At 66.5% G+C, this 17,110-nt stretch carries 15 protein-coding genes; 12 read left to right on the top strand and 3 right to left on the bottom strand.

The window, feature by feature from the left end; genetic code table 11:
• Nucleotides 1-126 precede the first annotated feature (126 nt).
• The 5 genes from ABGA94_RS02995 to ABGA94_RS03015 all read left to right on the top strand — a co-directional run bounded on the left by ABGA94_RS02995 (nucleotide 127) and on the right by ABGA94_RS03015 (nucleotide 7,666).
• The gene (locus ABGA94_RS02995; RefSeq protein ID WP_050562719.1) at nucleotides 127-798 is read left to right on the top strand and encodes an ion channel; all 672 of its coding nucleotides are present in this window, start codon (nucleotides 127-129) and stop codon (nucleotides 796-798) included.
• A 259-nt stretch (nucleotides 799-1,057) separates the two neighbouring features.
• Nucleotides 1,058-3,376 carry a winged helix-turn-helix domain-containing protein gene (locus ABGA94_RS03000; RefSeq protein WP_262222006.1) on the top strand — a complete coding sequence of 773 codons (2,319 nt, stop codon included), beginning with the start codon at nucleotides 1,058-1,060 and terminating at the stop codon, nucleotides 3,374-3,376.
• A gap of 115 nt (nucleotides 3,377-3,491) precedes the next feature.
• Entirely contained in the window at nucleotides 3,492-4,391 is a 900-nt protein-coding gene (locus tag ABGA94_RS03005; RefSeq protein ID WP_053497516.1) for a helix-turn-helix transcriptional regulator, read from the top strand.
• Between the two features lie 49 nt (nucleotides 4,392-4,440).
• Nucleotides 4,441-7,287 carry a TonB-dependent receptor gene (locus ABGA94_RS03010; protein ID WP_061479548.1) on the top strand — a complete coding sequence of 949 codons (2,847 nt, stop codon included), beginning with the start codon at nucleotides 4,441-4,443 and terminating at the stop codon, nucleotides 7,285-7,287.
• A 169-nt stretch (nucleotides 7,288-7,456) separates the two neighbouring features.
• Nucleotides 7,457-7,666, top strand: coding sequence for a hypothetical protein (locus ABGA94_RS03015; protein WP_014648325.1), 210 nt, complete (start codon nucleotides 7,457-7,459; stop codon nucleotides 7,664-7,666).
• 59 nt (nucleotides 7,667-7,725) lie between these two features.
• Here ABGA94_RS03015 and ABGA94_RS03020 read toward each other — a convergent pair whose 3' ends face one another.
• Both ABGA94_RS03020 and ppa read right to left on the bottom strand, forming a co-directional pair.
• A complete protein-coding gene (locus tag ABGA94_RS03020; RefSeq protein WP_049413685.1) occupies nucleotides 7,726-8,847 on the bottom strand; it encodes an HDOD domain-containing protein in 1,122 nt (373 codons plus the stop codon).
• 152 nt (nucleotides 8,848-8,999) lie between these two features.
• The gene (ppa, locus tag ABGA94_RS03025) at nucleotides 9,000-9,536 is read right to left on the bottom strand and encodes an inorganic diphosphatase (RefSeq protein ID WP_005410935.1); all 537 of its coding nucleotides are present in this window, start codon (nucleotides 9,534-9,536) and stop codon (nucleotides 9,000-9,002) included.
• 184 nt (nucleotides 9,537-9,720) lie between these two features.
• Between ppa and ABGA94_RS03030 the strand changes: the two genes are divergently transcribed.
• The 5 genes from ABGA94_RS03030 (at nucleotide 9,721) to ABGA94_RS03050 (ending at nucleotide 15,497) form a co-directional block, all read left to right on the top strand.
• On the top strand, nucleotides 9,721-10,212 hold the full coding sequence (locus tag ABGA94_RS03030) for a hypothetical protein (RefSeq protein WP_005419076.1): 492 nt from the start codon (nucleotides 9,721-9,723) through the stop codon (nucleotides 10,210-10,212).
• A 35-nt stretch (nucleotides 10,213-10,247) separates the two neighbouring features.
• A complete protein-coding gene (locus ABGA94_RS03035; protein WP_005419074.1) occupies nucleotides 10,248-10,703 on the top strand; it encodes a hypothetical protein in 456 nt (151 codons plus the stop codon).
• An 84-nt stretch (nucleotides 10,704-10,787) separates the two neighbouring features.
• Nucleotides 10,788-11,288, top strand: a complete 501-nt coding sequence (locus tag ABGA94_RS03040) for an RNA polymerase sigma factor (protein WP_329915697.1) — start codon at nucleotides 10,788-10,790, stop codon at nucleotides 11,286-11,288.
• A 99-nt stretch (nucleotides 11,289-11,387) separates the two neighbouring features.
• The gene (locus tag ABGA94_RS03045) at nucleotides 11,388-12,323 is read left to right on the top strand and encodes a FecR domain-containing protein (RefSeq protein ID WP_134955576.1); all 936 of its coding nucleotides are present in this window, start codon (nucleotides 11,388-11,390) and stop codon (nucleotides 12,321-12,323) included.
• A 255-nt stretch (nucleotides 12,324-12,578) separates the two neighbouring features.
• On the top strand, nucleotides 12,579-15,497 hold the full coding sequence (locus tag ABGA94_RS03050; RefSeq protein WP_375366352.1) for a TonB-dependent receptor domain-containing protein: 2,919 nt from the start codon (nucleotides 12,579-12,581) through the stop codon (nucleotides 15,495-15,497).
• A 98-nt stretch (nucleotides 15,498-15,595) separates the two neighbouring features.
• On the opposite strand, the gene ABGA94_RS03055 is transcribed toward ABGA94_RS03050, so the two are convergent.
• On the bottom strand, nucleotides 15,596-15,853 hold the full coding sequence (locus ABGA94_RS03055) for a DUF2789 domain-containing protein (protein ID WP_164093374.1): 258 nt from the start codon (nucleotides 15,851-15,853) through the stop codon (nucleotides 15,596-15,598).
• Between the two features lie 109 nt (nucleotides 15,854-15,962).
• Between ABGA94_RS03055 and ABGA94_RS03060 the strand changes: the two genes are divergently transcribed.
• Nucleotides 15,963-16,550 carry a biliverdin-producing heme oxygenase gene (locus ABGA94_RS03060; protein WP_375366354.1) on the top strand — a complete coding sequence of 196 codons (588 nt, stop codon included), beginning with the start codon at nucleotides 15,963-15,965 and terminating at the stop codon, nucleotides 16,548-16,550.
• Nucleotides 16,551-16,581: 31 nt separating this feature from the next.
• Nucleotides 16,582-17,025 carry a YbaN family protein gene (locus ABGA94_RS03065; RefSeq protein WP_053497499.1) on the top strand — a complete coding sequence of 148 codons (444 nt, stop codon included), beginning with the start codon at nucleotides 16,582-16,584 and terminating at the stop codon, nucleotides 17,023-17,025.
• The last annotated feature ends 85 nt before the right edge of the window (nucleotides 17,026-17,110 follow it).

The following is a 17,110-nucleotide window of genomic DNA, read 5'->3' on the forward strand; positions in this document are numbered from 1 at the left end:
GGTGCCGGCCGCTGGCCGGCGGCCGGTTGTGCAGGGGCCGGGAGGAGTGCTGGCCAGCGGCCGGCACCACCGCTCATCACGCCGCTCCCCGCTATGCTCCGCGCATCACCCTGGGGGAAGGACACCATGCCCGTTGCCATGACCACCCGTTGGCTGGCCATTGCCCGCCGTCATCCTTCGGCCTGGCTGCTGGGTGCCCAGTTGATCGCGGTGCTGCTGTACCCCGCGCTGGATGACACCGCTGCCGGCCGCGCGGCGCTGGGCATGTTCGGCATGGCGGTACTGGGCCTGGCGCTGTGGGTGGTCCAGCGCAGCCCACTGGGCACCTGGCTGGCACTGCTGCTGGCCATCCCGTCGGTGGTGTTCTCGCTGGCTGGCGCATTGCTCGACCGCAGCGCACTGCTGACCACCGCACAGTTGCTGGAGAGCCTGCTGTACTTCTATACGGCCGGCGCCCTGATTGCCTACATGCTCCAGGACCACAAGGTCACCCGCGACGAACTGTTCGCCGCAGGCGCGACATTCACCTTGCTTGCATGGGCATTTGCGTTCGCATTCGCGGTATGCCAGCAGTGGTACCCGGGCAGCTTCCAGGGCACCGGCGGAGGCTCGCAGCGCAGTTGGATGGAGCTGCTTTATCTCAGCTTCAGCTTGCTGTCTGGCGTCGGCTTGAGTGACGTCGTGCCGTTGCATCCACAGGCACGCGCACTGGTCATGCTGGAGCAGTTTTCCGGCGTGATGTACGTGGCTTTGGTGGTTTCGCGGCTGGTCGGATTGACCATGTTGCGGCGCATGTGAAAATGAACGCCAGATAAAAATTTCGCGCCCGAAAGGGCGCGAATGATGTCGCAAATTATGTGAATTCGTCGGCGAGAGAGAGCCTGATGTCGACCACGCGATAGGCGAGGTAACTTGCATAGGCTAGTATTCGCGCGCTCGATTGTTTTTGCGGTATGCGCCGATGCTTTGTGCGGAGTCTGGCTTTTCGCTGTTCCCAGGACGGGGCGGTATCGAAGGCAAACACTGCCCGGGACCTGTCTCTACTGTGTAGCAGAAAATGAACAGCAGCGAAATCCAGTTCCCGGTATCCGATCGGATCCGGATAGGAGAGTGCACCGTCACTCTGTCCTCGCGCGAAGTCGAGGTCGTCGGCGCGCGTCGCCCGCGCCGGCTGACGCCGAAGGCGCTGGGCGTGCTGCGCGTGCTGCTGCGGCAGCCGGGTCGCGTTGTCACCCGCGACGAGTTGTTCGCCGAGGTATGGCCGGACACGCTGCCGACCAACGATGTGCTGACCCAGGCCGTCACCCAGCTGCGCAAGGCGTTCAGCAACGACGACGACAACGGCCAGGCCTACATCGAAACCATCGCCAAGACAGGCTATCGGCTTCTGGTCCCGGTGCAGGTCCTGGACGATGCCGAGCCCGTGGCCGCAGGCGTCCCCGACGACGAAGGCATGGCCGCGCAGCCGGTGACCACTGCTGCGTTGCCTGCGCATCAACAGGCAGCGCGCCGCCGCTGGCGCCATATCCGTCGGCGCGTGCTGCTGGTGCTGGGCGTGTTGATGCTGGCCACGCTGCTGGTGTTGACCACGCTGCTGCTGCGTCGTGCACCGGCCGGCAGCTCGCCGGTGGAGGCTGCCGTGGAGAACGGTACGCGGGTGATCGGCAGCCCGCAGCGACCGTATCGGTTGATCACCGCAACCAGCGGCTTCGAAACCTATCCCACGCTGTCACCGGACGGTTCGCTGGTGGCCTATGAGGGCGCCAACGAGGATGGCAACGGCGGTGGCGCGATCAAGCTGCAGACCTCCGGCAACGCACCGGCGCGCCAGTTGCTGGCGCCACCGGCCGGTGCCGTCGATCGCTTCCCGAACTGGTCGCCGGATGGTCGCGAAATCGCCTTCGCGCGGTTCTCCGCCGACGGCGGCTGCCAGGTACTGATCGCCAGCGCCACAGGTGGCGCACTGCGCCAGGCCACACGCTGCGATGGCACGGAGCTGCTCAGTTTCGACTGGACGCCAGATGGGCGTGGCCTGGTGTTCGGCAGCATGGTCGGTCGCTACGCGCACCGTGGCATCCGTGTGCTGGACCTGGCCAGTGGCCAGTGGCGCGCGCTGGCCTACAGCGTCGATGAAGATGACTTCGACTACGCACCGCGGTATTCGCCCGATGGGCAATGGCTGGTGTTCGTGCGCAACCCGCAGCTGGGTGATCTGTGGCGGGTGCCCGCTGCGGGCGGCACGCCGGAGCAGTTGACCAACGAAGCGGCAGAGCTGCGCGGCTGGGCCTGGCTGGACGATGGCCGCACCATCGTCTTCGGTCGCCGTGTCGATAGCGAGGCGCGGCTCTATTACCTGGACGTCGAGCGGCACACGTTGCGCGATGCCGGCCTGGATGATGCGCAGTGGCCAGCGGTGTCGCGACGCGGTGGCATGCTGGCGTTCGTCCACCGGCGCGCGCAGTTCGGCGTGTTCAAGGTGCCGATGCAGGGCAGCGGCTCGCCCGAGCGACTGTTCGCCTCCAGTGGCCGCGATGGGCAGCCGATGGCAGCGCCTGATGGCCGCCAGCTGGTCTTCACCTCCGATCGTTCCGGCAGCTTCGCCCTGTGGTGGGCGGACATGCAGCGACCGGATTCGCTGCGTCCCATCGAAGGGCTGCGGCCGGAAGCGCGGCAGGCGCCTGACTGGTCGGCCGACAGCCGGCAGTTGCTCGTGGTTGGCCGCGATGCGCATGGGCGCACGGTGCTCTATGAAATCGCGCCACGCGATGAACGCCTGCAACCCTTGCCGGTTCCGGCCGAACAGCCGTTGCAGGCACTGTATGGCGCCTCGCCGCAGCAGCTGTTTGTGGTCGAGCGCGATGCCGACCAGCGCACGCGGTTGAGCCTGTTCGATCGCAGCGTCCAGCCCTGGCGCCGATTGGCCAGCATCGATGGGGTGTCGCAGGCGCGCTTTGACCGGAGCAGTGGCCGCGTGTTGTTCACCCGCTTGGCCGCCGGTGGCCTGTGGTCGGCGGATGCCGCGTTGTCCCCGGCCAGCGTGCAGCAGATCAGCGATGACCGGCCCAGCCGCTGGCGATACCGGGCCTGGACCGTGACCGGCAACAGCGGCATCGGCTACCTCGGTACCTCGACCACGTGTGGCACTACCTTCGTGCGCATCCAGCCCGGCCGCGAGGAGCCGGAACGTTGCCTGGACGCAGAACGGCTCAGCGCCGGCAACGGGCTCAGTGCCAGCGCCGACGGAAAGGACCTGTTCGTGGCGATGGCGGTCAGCGATGGCGCTGACATCGGCGTGATGCGGTTGCCCGAACGCCCGCCTGCACTGTTCCCCGCATTCTCCAAGTTGTTGTTGTTCAAGGGAAATGGGCCTTCGTAATTTCTTCGTCGGGATCTCGTCGCGAATTCGTGGCGATCTCGTCGGACCTTCCTGACGCGGTGCCGCCTGATTTGGCAAAACGGAGTCCTGTACTAGGCAAATCCGTGGTGCCCCCATGCGTCAACTCTCGCTGGCCGATCGCGGCCAAACTGTTTCCCTGGACCGGTCGCTCGACGACGTCGCACCGACCTGCCTGGGCGTGGCCCGGCTCGGCAGCCTGCAGACCGCCGGCTCCAGCTTCACTGTCTGGATGCAGGTGCGTGGCAGCTCGTGGGTCGAGGCCAAGGAAGGGCGCTTCCGCCTGCGCCAAGGCGAGTGGATCGCGTTCGAGAAGGAATCGCGGCCGCTGGTGCAGGCCGGTCGCAACGGGTTGTGCGTTGGCCTGAACCTGAACATCGAAGCGCTTCGCGTGCTGACCGAGATGGCCGACTGCGGCCTGTATGCAGGTCGTGGCCGGATGAACCGCACTGATGCGCGCGTGGCGCTGCGCCTGTGGCGCGATGCGCTGGCCAGCGGCCAGCCGGCACAGGCCCTGCGCCCGCTGCTGCTGCACCTCGCGGGCCTGCAGCGCGGCCTGGCCGACAACGTGCAGCGCTGCCCGGGCCGCTCGCGCAGCCGCAAGCGCCAGGTGTTCGGCCGCATGCAGCGCGCGCGCCTCTATCTGGAAGGCAACAGCCACCGGGTGGTGCGCATCGGCGAACTGGCCGAGCTGACCAACTTCTCCAGCTGGTACCTGTCCAAGACCTTCCAGAGCCTGTACGAGGAAAGCCCGCAGTCGCTTTCGGCACGACTGCGCCTCGAACGCGCCGCTGATCTGCTGCGCGACACCGACATGATGGTGGGCGAGGTCGCTGCCGCCAGCGGTTTCGACAACTGCTGCAGCTTCGCGCGTGCGTTCCGCGCCCGCTACGGCCAGTCCGCATCGCGCTTCAGGGAGAACGGTGGCTTGCTCCCGCCACAATCCGCAAAGTCTCCGGTTGGTTCGCGCAAATACAGCGCTGCAACGCAATCGTAACGTGCTGGGGTGTTTTAACACGCTGCTAACACGTACCTTGGAGAGATAGATGAACGTTCGTAATCCCGCAGTGCGGTTCGGCCTGCTGCCGGCCGGCATTGCGCTGGCGCTGGCGCCGGCCTTTGCTTCCGCCCAGGAAGCAAAGGGCACCACCGACCTGGACCGCATTTCGGTCACCGGCTCGCGCATCCGCGGCGCCTCGGTGGAAACCCAGCAGCCGATCCTGACGATGACCCGCGAATCCCTGGAAAAGCAGGGCTTCTCGAGCGTCGCCGACGTGCTGAACAACCTGACCTCGGCCGGCTCCCCGGCCATCTCGCGTTCGGAGTCGCTGGCTTCGGGCGAGAACGTGGGCGGCTACTACGTCGACATCCGCAACCTGGGCGCCCAGCGCACCCTGGTGCTGATGAACGGCAAGCGTCTGGGCGCAACCACTGCGGGCTACCAGGATCTGAGCCAGATCCCGATGTCTGCCGTTGAGCGCATCGAAATCCTGAAGGACGGCGCCTCGTCGATCTACGGTTCCGACGCCATCGCCGGCGTGGTCAACGTGATCACCCGCAAGAACTTCGACGGCGGCGAAGCCAACGTCTACGTCGGCCAGTACGGCAAGGGCGACGGCGACACCGAAACCTATTCGATGACCCTCGGTGCCCGCGGCGAACGCGGCAGCCTGACCCTGTCGGCCGAGTACTCGAAGCAGGATCCGGTGTGGGCCAAGGACCGCTGGTACAGCCGCGACGGCTCGCTGGGTCCGAACTCGACCTCGGCCACCTGGAGCCCGATCAGCCAGAACGGCAGCTGGTGCAACCCGACCCAGGTCAACTGCGGCGACTCCAAGCAGGCTGTCTGGAAGACCCTGAACGCCGGCGGCAACCCGAAGAACCCGAATGACTACCATGTCATTACGCCGGACGAATTCGCCAACTCCAACGAGCAGATGACCCTGCTGACCGGTGTGAAGCGCAAGTCGGTCTACATCAACGGCACGTACGACTTCACCGATTCGATCAGCCTGAACACCGACGTGCTCTACAACGAGCGCCAGACGTTCCAGCAGATCGCCGGCTACCCGTTCCAGTCCAACTCTTTCGGCACCCCGCTGGAGGGTTCGAGCGCCTTCAACCCGGTCGGCCAGGACGTCAGCTTCCGTCGCCGCCTGTGGGAAGTGCCGCGTACCACTGACAGCCAGCTCAAGACCCTGCGCTTCGCTCCGACCCTGACCGGCTTCTTCGAGCTGGGCGGCAAGACCTTCGACTGGGACGTCGGCGCGCTGTGGAACCGCAACGAGTCGATCAAGAGCAACCGCGGCGACATGAGCCTGATCGCTGCAGGCCAGGCCCTGGGCCCGTCGTTCATCGATGCCGGCGGCGTTGCACGCTGCGGCACCTCGGCCAAGCCGATCCTGGGCGACTGCCGCCCGTGGAACCCGCTGCTGCCGTACGGCGTTGATGGCCAGGGTTCGCTGGCGAACCAGGAGCTGCAGGACTTCCTGTTCCCGACCTTCACCACCCGCGGCGTCACCAAGACCACCAGCTTCACCGCCAACCTGTCCGGTTCCATCGTGACCCTGCCGGCCGGCGACCTGGGCTTCGCCCTGGGTGTCGAGCACCGCAAGGAAGAAGGCAATTACGTGCCGGACGCCTTCGCGCAGTCGGGCCAGTCCACCGGCCTGGGCCAGAAGCCGACCCGCGGCCAGTACGATCTGAACGAGGTCTATCTCGAACTGAACGTGCCGCTGCTGGCCGACATGGCCTTCGCCAAGGAGCTGACCCTGAACGTTGCCAGCCGTTACTCGGACTACAGCAACTTCGGTGGCACCACCAACAGCAAGTTCGGCCTGACCTGGCGTCCGCTGGATGAACTGCTGGTCCGCGGCACCTACGCCGAGGGCTTCCGCGCTCCGACCATCAGCGACCTGTACGGTGGCCTGAGCTCGAGCTTCGAGTCGTACATCGATCCGTGCGGCGTGAACGCCCCGGGCAGCGTTGCCGGCAATGCCGCGTGCACCGCCGCTGGCGCTCCGGCCAACTATGTGCAGCTGGGCCAGGGCAACCTGCCGTGCTCGACCCTGCCGTGCCAGTCGGGTGACCAGTTCGTCTCGGGTGCCAACCCGAACCTGAAGCCGGAAACCTCCAAGAGCACCACTTTCGGCCTGGTGTGGAGCCCGCGCTGGGTGCAGGGCCTGGACGTCTCGCTGGATTGGTACAAGTACGAAATCAGCGACATGATCATCGCTGACAGCGTCGACCGCATCCTGCGTGACTGCTACGTGCTGGGCAACTCCGAGCGTTGCTCGAGCGTGACCCGTGCGGCTGACGGCCACGTCAGTGCGATCACCTACGGCACCGCCAACCTCGGCAAGATGGAAACCGAAGGTTACGACCTGGGCATCAAGTACCGCCTGCCGGAACTGGCCATCGGTCAGTTCAGCATCGACTGGACCACCAGCTACACCGCCAAGTACGACGAGCAGGGCCAGAACAGCGCGGGTGACAACATCATGATCGGCCGCGTCGGCGAGCCGGGCCTGTTCCGCGTGCGTTCGAACCTGGGCGTCAACTGGCAGTACGGCGATTTCGGTGTGAACTACACCGCGCGCTACTACTCCGGCATGAAGGAAAGCTGCATCTCGCTGGCTGATGGCTGGTGCGATGCGCCGAACCACATGGCCAATGGCGAAACCGATCCGCTGCGTCACACCGGCTCCAACACCTTCCACGACCTGCAGGTCAGCTGGAAGGCACCGTGGGATGCGACGATCGCCCTGGGCGCGAACAATGTGTTCGACCACAAGGGTCCGCTGCAGTACTCGGCTCCGAACTCGGCGTTCGCCTACTACGGCGGCTTCGATGTGGGTCGCTTCCTGTACATGAAGTACACCCAGCGCTTCTGATCCATCGAAGTGCGGTAGCAACACGAGGAGGGCGGGCCGCTAGGTCCGCCCTCTTTTTTGTGGGGGAATTCCGGAAACTGTTGGAAGGTGAGCGCAGTCACGGTCCCGTCGTGTCGCAATCGACACAGTCAGGAGGTCCAATACCGGACGCTCGCATGTGGAGAGGGGTATGAAGAACACGTTGCTGCGCCAGGCATCGGCGGCTGCATTGATCTATGCAACGCTGGTGGGCGCGGTGTTCGCGCAGGGCCTCGGGGTCTGTGGTGGCGGGCTTTATTGCGAAGAGTTCCGCCAGCAGTGCCTGGCCAGTGGCAAGTCACCGGTCATCTGCGAGTCGCAGTACCGGCGTTGCGTGCAGGATGCCTGCGGTACCCGCTGACATGGAAAGGGCGCACCGTGTGGGTGCGCCCTCTGTCGTCCGGACATCATCCAGCACGCTCAGGCGTCGCTGGGCACCAGTCCCATCAGTGCATTGGCGTGCTCGCGCCATTGCGGCAGCTTGTTCAGCACGCCTGCACGCTGCAGGTAGTCCTCGTCCACCGGATCGCCATTGACCAGCGCCAGGGCCACGTGCACCGCGCCGGTCACCCAGAAGCTGCGGGTGTTGGCGCGCTGCGGCTGCAGGTGGAAGGCCACCGCTTCGATGATCGGCATCGGCAGGCCCCACAGGCCCAGCAGGTAGGCGCCGGCCTCGGCATGGCCTGGGCGGGTATCGCCGGCCAGCGCGGGCTCGCTGCGCTCGTTGCGCACGCCGGGCAGCAGCAGGCCGATGTCGGCCAGCAGTGCGGCAGTCGCCCCCAGTTCGGCGCTGGATTCGGGCAGCAGGCGTGCGGCCAGCCGCGAGGCGAGCAAGGCGCGCTGCTGCAGTGAGTTGCGCTCGGCAGCCGACAGCGTCGGCGCGGAGAACACTTCGCTGGCCAGCACCAGGTCACGCAGCGTGGCCAGGCCCAGCCGGGTGACCGCAGTGCGCAGGTCGGCAATGGTGCGGCCCTGGCTGAAGAACGCCGAGTTCGACAGTTGCAGCACCTTGGCCGCGATGGCCGGATCGGCGGCGACCAGCTTGGCCACATCGGCACTGTCGGTATCATCGTCATGTTCCAGGGCCTGGGTCAGGCTCAGGTACAGATGCGGTGGCGATGGCAGTTTCTCGATACGGCCGATGGCATCGCGCAGGCGCGGGCTGTCCAGCACTTCGCGCAGTTCTTCCAGGCTGGTCAATGCCTCCAGCAGCACTTCCGGCGCCAGCGGCAGCGGCAGGAAGCGGTGGGCGACACCGATCAGGCGCGCCGGCGGCGGGCGGTTGCCATGGTGCGCATCGACCAGCGCGATGCGGATGGTTTCCGGGCGCAGTGTCCGGATCTGGCCCAGCAGCGTGGTGGCATTGAGATCGGGCAACTGCGGGCAGACGATCACCGCGTCCACGCCCTGCGTGGCCACCGCGGTCATCGCGGTCTGGCCATCGGCGGCGGTCAGCGGCTGCCAGTCTTCCCCAAGATCGGCAATGAATTCGGTCAGCTCAGCCGGCAGGCTGGCTGCATCCCCAACAAGCAGAATACGCACGACACGTTCCCCTGGCTGTCTCGACGATGGATGTCGATGACGTGTGAAGTGACGCAATTTACCTAATACGGCAGCAAGAGTGATGTGCCGTCGTCATGAAACGTGACCCGCATCGCTCCGGCGGGGTATCGCCGGAGCGATCCGGTTCAGGCTCAGGCCTTGCTGTCGAGATGGCGCTGGTGCGCCTCGATCAGGATCTGCTTGGCCTCAGCGGCGCCACCCCAACCGTCCAGCTTGACCCACTTGCCCTTCTCCAGATCCTTGTAATGCTCGAAGAAGTGGCCAATGCGCTCCAGCCAGTGGCTCGAGACCTGGGCGATGTCTTCGACGTGGGCGTAGCCGCTGAAGATCTTCGAGACCGGCACGGCGAGGATCTTCTCGTCGCTGCCTGCCTCATCGCTCATCTTCAGCACACCGACCGGACGGCAGCGCACGACCGAGCCCGGCACCAGCGGCAGCGGCAGCACCACCAGCACGTCGGCCGGATCGCCGTCGCCACACAGGGTGCTCGGCACGTAGCCGTAGTTGCACGGATAGCGCATCGGGGTGGACAGGATGCGGTCGACGAAGATCGCGCCGGTTTCCTTGTCCACTTCGTACTTCACCGGCTCCGAGTCCTTCGGGATCTCGATGATGACGTTGATTTCTTCCGGCGGGTTCTTGCCGGGCGAGACGAGTTCCAGGCCCATGGTGTGCTCCAGGTGGGGATATAGACGGATAGCTCACCATTTTATGCCTTTGCCGGGCGCTGTGCAGGGTAGGGCTGGGCCGACCTGCGCGCCCGCCCCTGGCGGAGCGGGTGGGGCGGGGTTTCCCGATGGGTTCGACCCGGTCCCCGCGGCAGGCTGGACGTCCTTGCCAAGGAGACTTGCCATGAACTGGAACCGCTTGGGCTGTTGTGCCTTGCTGCTGCTGGCGCCGCTGCCCGCGCTCGCGCGCGGGTTGCATGTCAACCTGATTGACTATCCCTCCGACGAGGCCGGATGGGACCGTGCCTTTGCGCTGGAGGACGCGGTCGCCGGCGAATTCGCCGCATGGTGTGCCGACACCTTGTGTGAAGGTGATTACAGCAACTACCGGGTGATGGAGTTCCGCTGCGCCGTGCTCGCCCACCGCGGCACCGTGCAGCGCTGTGTCTGGGTGGTGGCCGCCAGCGAGCTGGAGGTTGAGCCCGACACGGGACACGTGCGGATCGACAACGGGAGCTGGGTCTGTCCGGTCGAAATGCAGCCCGGGGTGCCCGTCGACGCGTTCTACGCCTCCCTGGAAGCGCCAGGCGGCCTGACCGCGCCTTTGCCTGGGCTTGACCACGGCATCTTCGATGGGTTGCCTGAATGCCTGCGCACGCAGGGGAGGGTGGGCTGATGGGGAGCTTCCGTAGATGCTGGCTGTTGTGTGGCGTGCTGTCTGTCAGCCTGCCGTGCGCCGGTGTCGCGCAGGCTGCGCCTGCGTTCGTCGATGCGCGGGATTACGCCGGCCCGGGGGGCGGCCACGAGCGTTTCCTTGCTGCCGAGCGGCAACTGGTGCGTGGCTTCGATGAGGTATGTGGCGATACCTTCTGCGAGGGCGAGTACATCAATCTGTGGGCCATGCGCCTGCGCTGTTCCGTGGAACAGGCCACGGGGGTGGTTGTCCAGTGTGTATGGACCTTCGCTGGTAGCAACACCAGGGTAAAGCCCAGCGGCCTGATCACGGTCAACCGCGGACGCTATGCCTGCGTGCTGCCGCTGGCAACAGGAACACGCCTGGAAACCCTGTTGCAGGTGTGGGAAACGGGGGACGGGTTCGATGCGTTGCACGCGCCGCTGCCCGGCACGAAAGCCAATACCTACGACGCACTGGTTGATTGCCTGTAGTCCCGGCATAGACAAGAATGTGACTTATTCGCATTGCCGGAGTAGCATGCGCGGTGCCTCCCGTCTGTCGTCCCGGCTCCGCGCATGCCCTCCAATGCTGCCTCCCTCACTGAGCTGCTGATCCGCGAGCGGCCCGCGCTGCTGCGCCGGGTGCAGCGCATCCTCGGGGGCGACAACGGCGCCGAGGACGTGATCCAGGCGGTCTGGTTCAAGGCGCGAGGGGTCGATGACAGCCAGGCGATCGGCAACCCGCGGGCCTATCTGTATCGGCTGGCCGCCAACCTTGCCACTGACCACGGCCGCGAATCGAGCCGCCGCAACCGGCTGCTGGCCGACCACTACCTGTGGGGGGCCGACGAGGTGATCTCCACCGAGGAGCAGGCCATGGCACAGGATGAGCTGCAGCGGGTGCTCGATGCGGCGGGTCACCTGCCGGAGCCGACCCGCACCATCTTCCGGCTCAACCGCCTGCAGGGCCTCACCCAGGCCGAGATCGCACGCCGCTTGGGGGTGTCGGTGACCACCGTCGAGAATCATGTGCGCTCCGCGCTGCAGCGCCTGGCCTGGGCGCGCAGTGGCCGATGATCACGCCGGCTTGGGGTTGGCGCGCGCACAGACGTCTTGATCATTGACCGTGGATGCGGTCCAGTTCCCCCGCGCTTGAATGCGCCTGTCCGCCAGCCGATGCGCCCGCCGAACATGCTGCCCGCCGCCAATGACGATAACCTGGCCGAACAGGCCCGGGACTGGATCGCGTGGCTGGCCTCGGGTGACATCAGCGATGCACGCATGCAGGCGTTCGAGCACTGGCTGCAACAGCCGGGGCACCGCAGGGCCTTCGAACACGAGCGCGCGTTGTGGCGCAGTGTCGGGCCGCGCCCACAGGCCGCCGGGGCCAGCCGATGGCGTGGGCCGCATCGACTGCGCTGGGCCATGGCTGTGGCGGCAATGCTGGCGATGCTGGTGGCATGGCCGGAGGCGTGGCTGCGCCTGCAGTCCGATCATCGCAGCACGCATCAGGTGCAGCACGTGCGGCTCCCCGATGGCAGTCGGGCGGTGCTGGATGTGGACAGTGCGATTGCCGTGCGCTTCGATGCGAACGCCCGCGAGGTCGAGCTGCTGCGCGGGCGCGCCTGGTTCGAGGTCAGCCCGGATGCACAGCGGCGTTTCAGCGTGCGCGCCGGCAATGGCCTGGTCGAGGACATCTCGACCGCGTTCACCGTGGCGCGTGGAGACGAGGGGGTGGAAACCCAGGTTGGGCAGGGCAGGGTGCGCGTGGCCAGCCCGGCCGACGGTGGCTGGACCTACCTGCAGCAGGGGCAGCGTGCCGTCTACACTGAACGTGGCGGGGTCATGCGACGGGCTGACGTGACCGCCGACAGCGTCGGCGCCTGGCGCCAGGGCGAGCTGCTGCTGGAGCAGGTCCCCGTTGCCGATGCGTTGCAGTGGGTGGGGCGCTATCGCGCGGGGCCGACCTTCGTGCGCGGCGATCTGTCACGTCTGCCTGCAGTGAGTGCTGCGTTGCGCATCGACCGCCCGGAACAGGCGCTGGACGCGCTGGCGGTAACGGCAGGTCTTCAGGTTACTCGTCTTCCATTCGGCGTCGCCATCGTGCAGTAGATCCACGCCACGCGTGGATGAGCGTCTCTGTGCCGACCATCGGTCGGCACCCACCGCTACCACCGGCCGACCAACGGTCGGCACCCACCCGCGCCACGTCGGCATCCCCCGTGACCGCAAATCGCTCTTGGGGTTGTCGCGCGCCCAGCCGTCTTACCCGGCGAACGTACCCGCCGTCGCCACGTACGTCGCCGTGTCCGCCCGTGTTGCGGATGACGCCGCGTTCGCGGCACCGATTACCTGACAGGTTCTTCCATGTTCGACTCCCACCGCTCGGGCCGCGTACTGCGCCCGTCCCGTCTGTGCATTGCGTTGCTTGCCGCCGGGCTGGCCAGTACGACGCCACCCGCACTGGCGCAGAGCGCCCGCAGCGAGCACGCGGCCGTACTGCGCTTTGATATTCCTGCACAACCGCTGGATGAGGCCCTGCGCAGCTACATGCGCCAATCCGGCGTGCAGGTGGTGTACCCCGCATCGCTGGCACACGGCGTAACCTCCCACGCGGTCAGCGGCAGCCTGTCGGCCGACCAGGCGTTGCAGCGCCTGCTGCAGGGCAGTGGCGTGGCGGTGCGCCGGGTCAGCGCCGATGCGGCCACTCTGGGGGCAGCAACGCCGGTGCCGGCCGATAGCGGTGTGATCGTCACCGACACGCTGAGTGTGGCCGGCGACCGCGTCGACAGCGGTGCGAACAACGATGAAGCGCGCCTGCTCGACAGCTATCGCAGCGTGGGTTCGACCACCACGCTCGACCGCACGCATCTGGAGCGTTTCCGCGGCACCTCCAACGGTGACATCGTCAAGGGGGTGGCCGGTGTCACCGCCGGTGATCCGCGCGTGGGCAACGGCTTCGACGTCAACATCCGTGGCATCCAGGGCCAGGGCCGCGTACCGGTGATCATCGACGGTGGCCAGTCCAGCATGGACACCTACCGCGGCTATGCGGGCCAGTCACAGCGCACCTACCTCGACCCCGACCTGATCTCCAGCCTGACCATCACCAAGGGCCCGAGCCTGCAGGCCAACGCGTCCGGTGGCATCGGCGGCGTGGTCGAGATGGAGACGTTGAAGATCGGTGACGTGCTGCGCGAGGGCCGCGACTTCGGCGTGCGCGTGCGCGGTGGCCTGGCCAATGGCAGTGCCAACAACCTGCCGTCATACAGTGCGGCGCCGCGCAGCGATCGCAGCGCTACCGGCAGCCAGTTCTTCAACGTGGCCGGTGCCGGTCACTGGGACCGCTTCGACCTGGTTGCGGCCTACGCGTACCGGGACAACGGCAACTACTTCTCCGGCAAGCACGGCTACGATGATTTCCCGCAGACCCGTCGTACGCTGGCGCCGCTGAATCCGCCGCGTACCGAAGTGTTCAATACCTCCTCGCGTTCGAAGTCGGCGCTGCTCAAGGGCACCTGGCGCATCGATGACACGCAGAGCCTGGAAGCCGGCTACCGCCGCTATGAAGGCACGGCCGGCGAGATCATGGCCTCGCAGATCATCCGCGTCGACCGTGACCGCATCCCGCAGTGGGACCCGGGCCACGTCGACATGGACAGCTACACCCTGCGCTATCGCTTCGATCCGGACAGCGAGCTGATCGACCTGCGCGTCAATGCAGCGTACACCGACACCGACAGCGTGATGTACAACAGCCTGACCGGCATCACCCCGTGGTACTTCGATCGCCGCACCGAGTGGTACGACGCGCCCAGTTTCAGTGGCGATCCCGGCTACAAGGATGCCTACCGCAATCCGTTGCGGCAGAAGCGCTTCGGCCTGGATGCCAGCAATACCTCCAGGTTCGACACCCGCGCCGGTGCGTTCACGCTCGACTACGGCCTGTCCTACAGCGACGAAGACATCGCCCCGGGCAGCTCGGGCCCGATCATGCACGATGACCTGGTCAACAACCGCTTCCTGCGTAATGCCGAGCGCAAGGAATACAGCGCCGTGGCCGTGCTGAAGTGGCAGCCCGACGAACACTGGGAGCTGCTGGCCGGTGGCCGCTGGAACCGGGTGGACGTGCACGACCGCAACCGGCTGGCCACGCCCGATGCCTACGAGGTGCAGGGCCAGTACCGCTACACCGAGCTGCTCAACGGCAACCCGGCACTGCCCTCGTGGCGCGCCAAGCGCATCGCGTTGCTGAACTGGTATCCGGATGCCAACGGCAACTTCACCCAGGCCTCGCTGCTGGCCTCGCCGTACAAGAAGGGTACGGTGGGCGACATCGCCGGCTGGAACTTCTACGACGCCGGCAAGCCGCAGGATCTGGAAGTGCCGGTCAGCTGGAGCTGGTCGCAGCCGATCCGCCGTCGCGACACCGCGTTCTCGCCTACCGCCAGCGTGGCCTACCGTTTCAGCGAAGACACCCTGGTCTACGTGAAGTACGCCGAAGGCACCAAGCTGCCGAGCCTGTTCGAGACCACGCTGGGCCTGTTCACCGCTGCCAAGCCGGTCGGTGAGCTGAAGCCGGAGCGCGCGCGCAGCTGGGAAATCGGTGCCAGCACCCTCCGCTACCACCTGTTTACCGCTGGCGACCGCCTGGCGCTGAAGCTGGCGTACTTCGATACCCGCATCGACGACCTGATCACCCGTGACTACCGCACGCTTTCGGCCGGCCTGATCCGCAACGTCGATCAGTTCAAGGTCTCGGGCATGGAATTCCAGTCCAGCTATGACAGCGGCAAGGTCTTCGCCGACCTGTCCGCGCATTACTATGTCAAGGCCAAGACCTGCGCGCCGGACATCGCCGCCGAGCGTCGTGCCTATGGTGCGCAGCGCGGGAACGACGAGCTGGCCAATACACCCAACTGCGTGGACGGTGGCTTCGAGGGCTCGTACACCAACACCCAGAACCCGCCGCGCTACACAGTCAACCTGATCCTGGGCTCGCGCCTGTTCGACGAGCGCCTGACCTTCGGCGCCCGCATGGTCCACAACGCTGGCCCGATCAGCAAGTTGGACAAGGACTGGAACGTGGGCCTGTCGGCGATCCAGCAGCTGTACCGGCCGAACACCTTGGTCGACCTGTTCGCCAGCTGGAGCTTCAACGACCAGCTGTCGGTGGAAGCCGGCGTCGACAACCTGACCGACCGTTACTACCTGGACCCGCTGGCCCTGGGCGTGATGCCGGCACCGGGCCGCACCGCGCGGTTGGCGTTGACCTGGAAGTACTGATCTGCGGGGTCGGATCCCTTTCCTGCGGAAAGGGCTCTGACCCCAGCGGGAAAGACAACGGTAGCGCCGGGCCATGCCCGGTGCCTTCCGCCAGGCACTTACAGCCCACTCGAAGCCTTCACCGCATCTTCGTGTAGCGACTCGTTCAACTCGTCCACCACGGTGGTCCATGCCGCATCGGCCTGCAGCGACTCGGCCAGGAACTGGCGCTGGGCATCGTTCCAGTAGGGCGCCTCGACGACTTCGACGTCGGTGGCCAGCTGGTGCTCGCGGATGAAGCGGGCGATGCCTTCGGCGCTGGCGTCCAGGCCCAGCTGCAGGAACAGGTTGGTCATGCGCGGTTCGGTGGTGATCATCATCGGTTCCGGGTGGAAGAAGGGGATGGCCCCATTATCGGCACACATGGGCTTGGGGAAACCCCCGCGGCGGACGTCTACAGCAGGACGACCCCCCTGGCATTCCCCCATGAACGCACACATCGCTCCCGAAGACAGCCGCAGCCTGCGGCTCAAGGCCGCCACCCGCGACAGCCACGGTGCGCTGGACAAGCGCATCATGGCCGGTGACATCTTCGCCGACCGCGGCAACTTCGCCCGATTCCTGCGCGTGCAGTATCGCTTCCACCGCAGCATCGATGCGCTGTATGCCAACCCTGCCCTGGGCGCATTGCTGCCCGATCTTGGAGAGCGCCGGCGCCTGACACAGGTCGCACGCGACCTGCAGGACCTGGAGCAGGCCCTGCCTGGCGCGGACATCGACGCGCTGCCCTCGGACCTCGCGCTGCCGACTGCGTTGGGTTGGCTGTACGTGGCCGAAGGCTCCAATCTCGGTGGCACCCTTCTGTACAAGATGGCGGCCAGGCTCGGCCTGCACCGTGATTTCGGCGCCCGCCACCTGGCCGCCCATCCCGATGGCGCAGCGCGCCACTGGCGCGAGTTCACCGCTGTGCTGGACGCGGTGCCGCTGAGTGCCGAGCAGGACCAGCAGGTGATCGATGCAGCCGACGCTGCGTTCCGCAGCGTGTACCGCCACGTCGAAGTGGAATTCGCCTGATGCGCGGCGTGCGCCCGCAGGTGCAGCGCTGATGCGCTGGCTCTGGTTCGCGCTGGGCTGGCTGATGGTCGGCCTCGGGGTGATCGGCGCATTGCTGCCAGTCATGCCGACCACCATCTTCCTGATCCTCGCGGTGGGCTGCTTCGCGCGCAGCTCGCCGAAGTTCGAGCAGCGCCTGCTGGCGCATCCACGCTACGGCCCGTCGCTGCGGCTGTGGCGCGAGCAGGGTGCCGTGTCGGGCAAGGGCAAGGCGTTTGCCAGCGCAGGCATGGCGGCGGGCTTTGCCCTGTTCTGCTGGGGCGCGCATCCGTCGTGGCGCCTGTTGCTCGGCGTGGGCCTGTTCTTTGCCGCCAGCGCCGGTTACGTGCTCAGCCGGCCGGCACCGCGACCGCAGCCCAATCCGGTCGTGGAAGTGGACGACGCCAACGATCCTCGCGCGGCCCGCCGCCGCCCGAGGTGGCCGGCGACCCGGTGAACGTGATGGTGCCCGTGTGGTACTTCCTGCGCGGGCGGTGACCGCCATCGGGGTCAGAACCCTTTCCGCAGGAAAGGGTTCTGAC

Source organism: Stenotrophomonas sp. 3diitr2024 (genome assembly GCF_042136455.1).
In the GTDB taxonomy this organism is placed as follows: Bacteria; Pseudomonadota; Gammaproteobacteria; order Xanthomonadales; family Xanthomonadaceae; genus Stenotrophomonas; species Stenotrophomonas sepilia.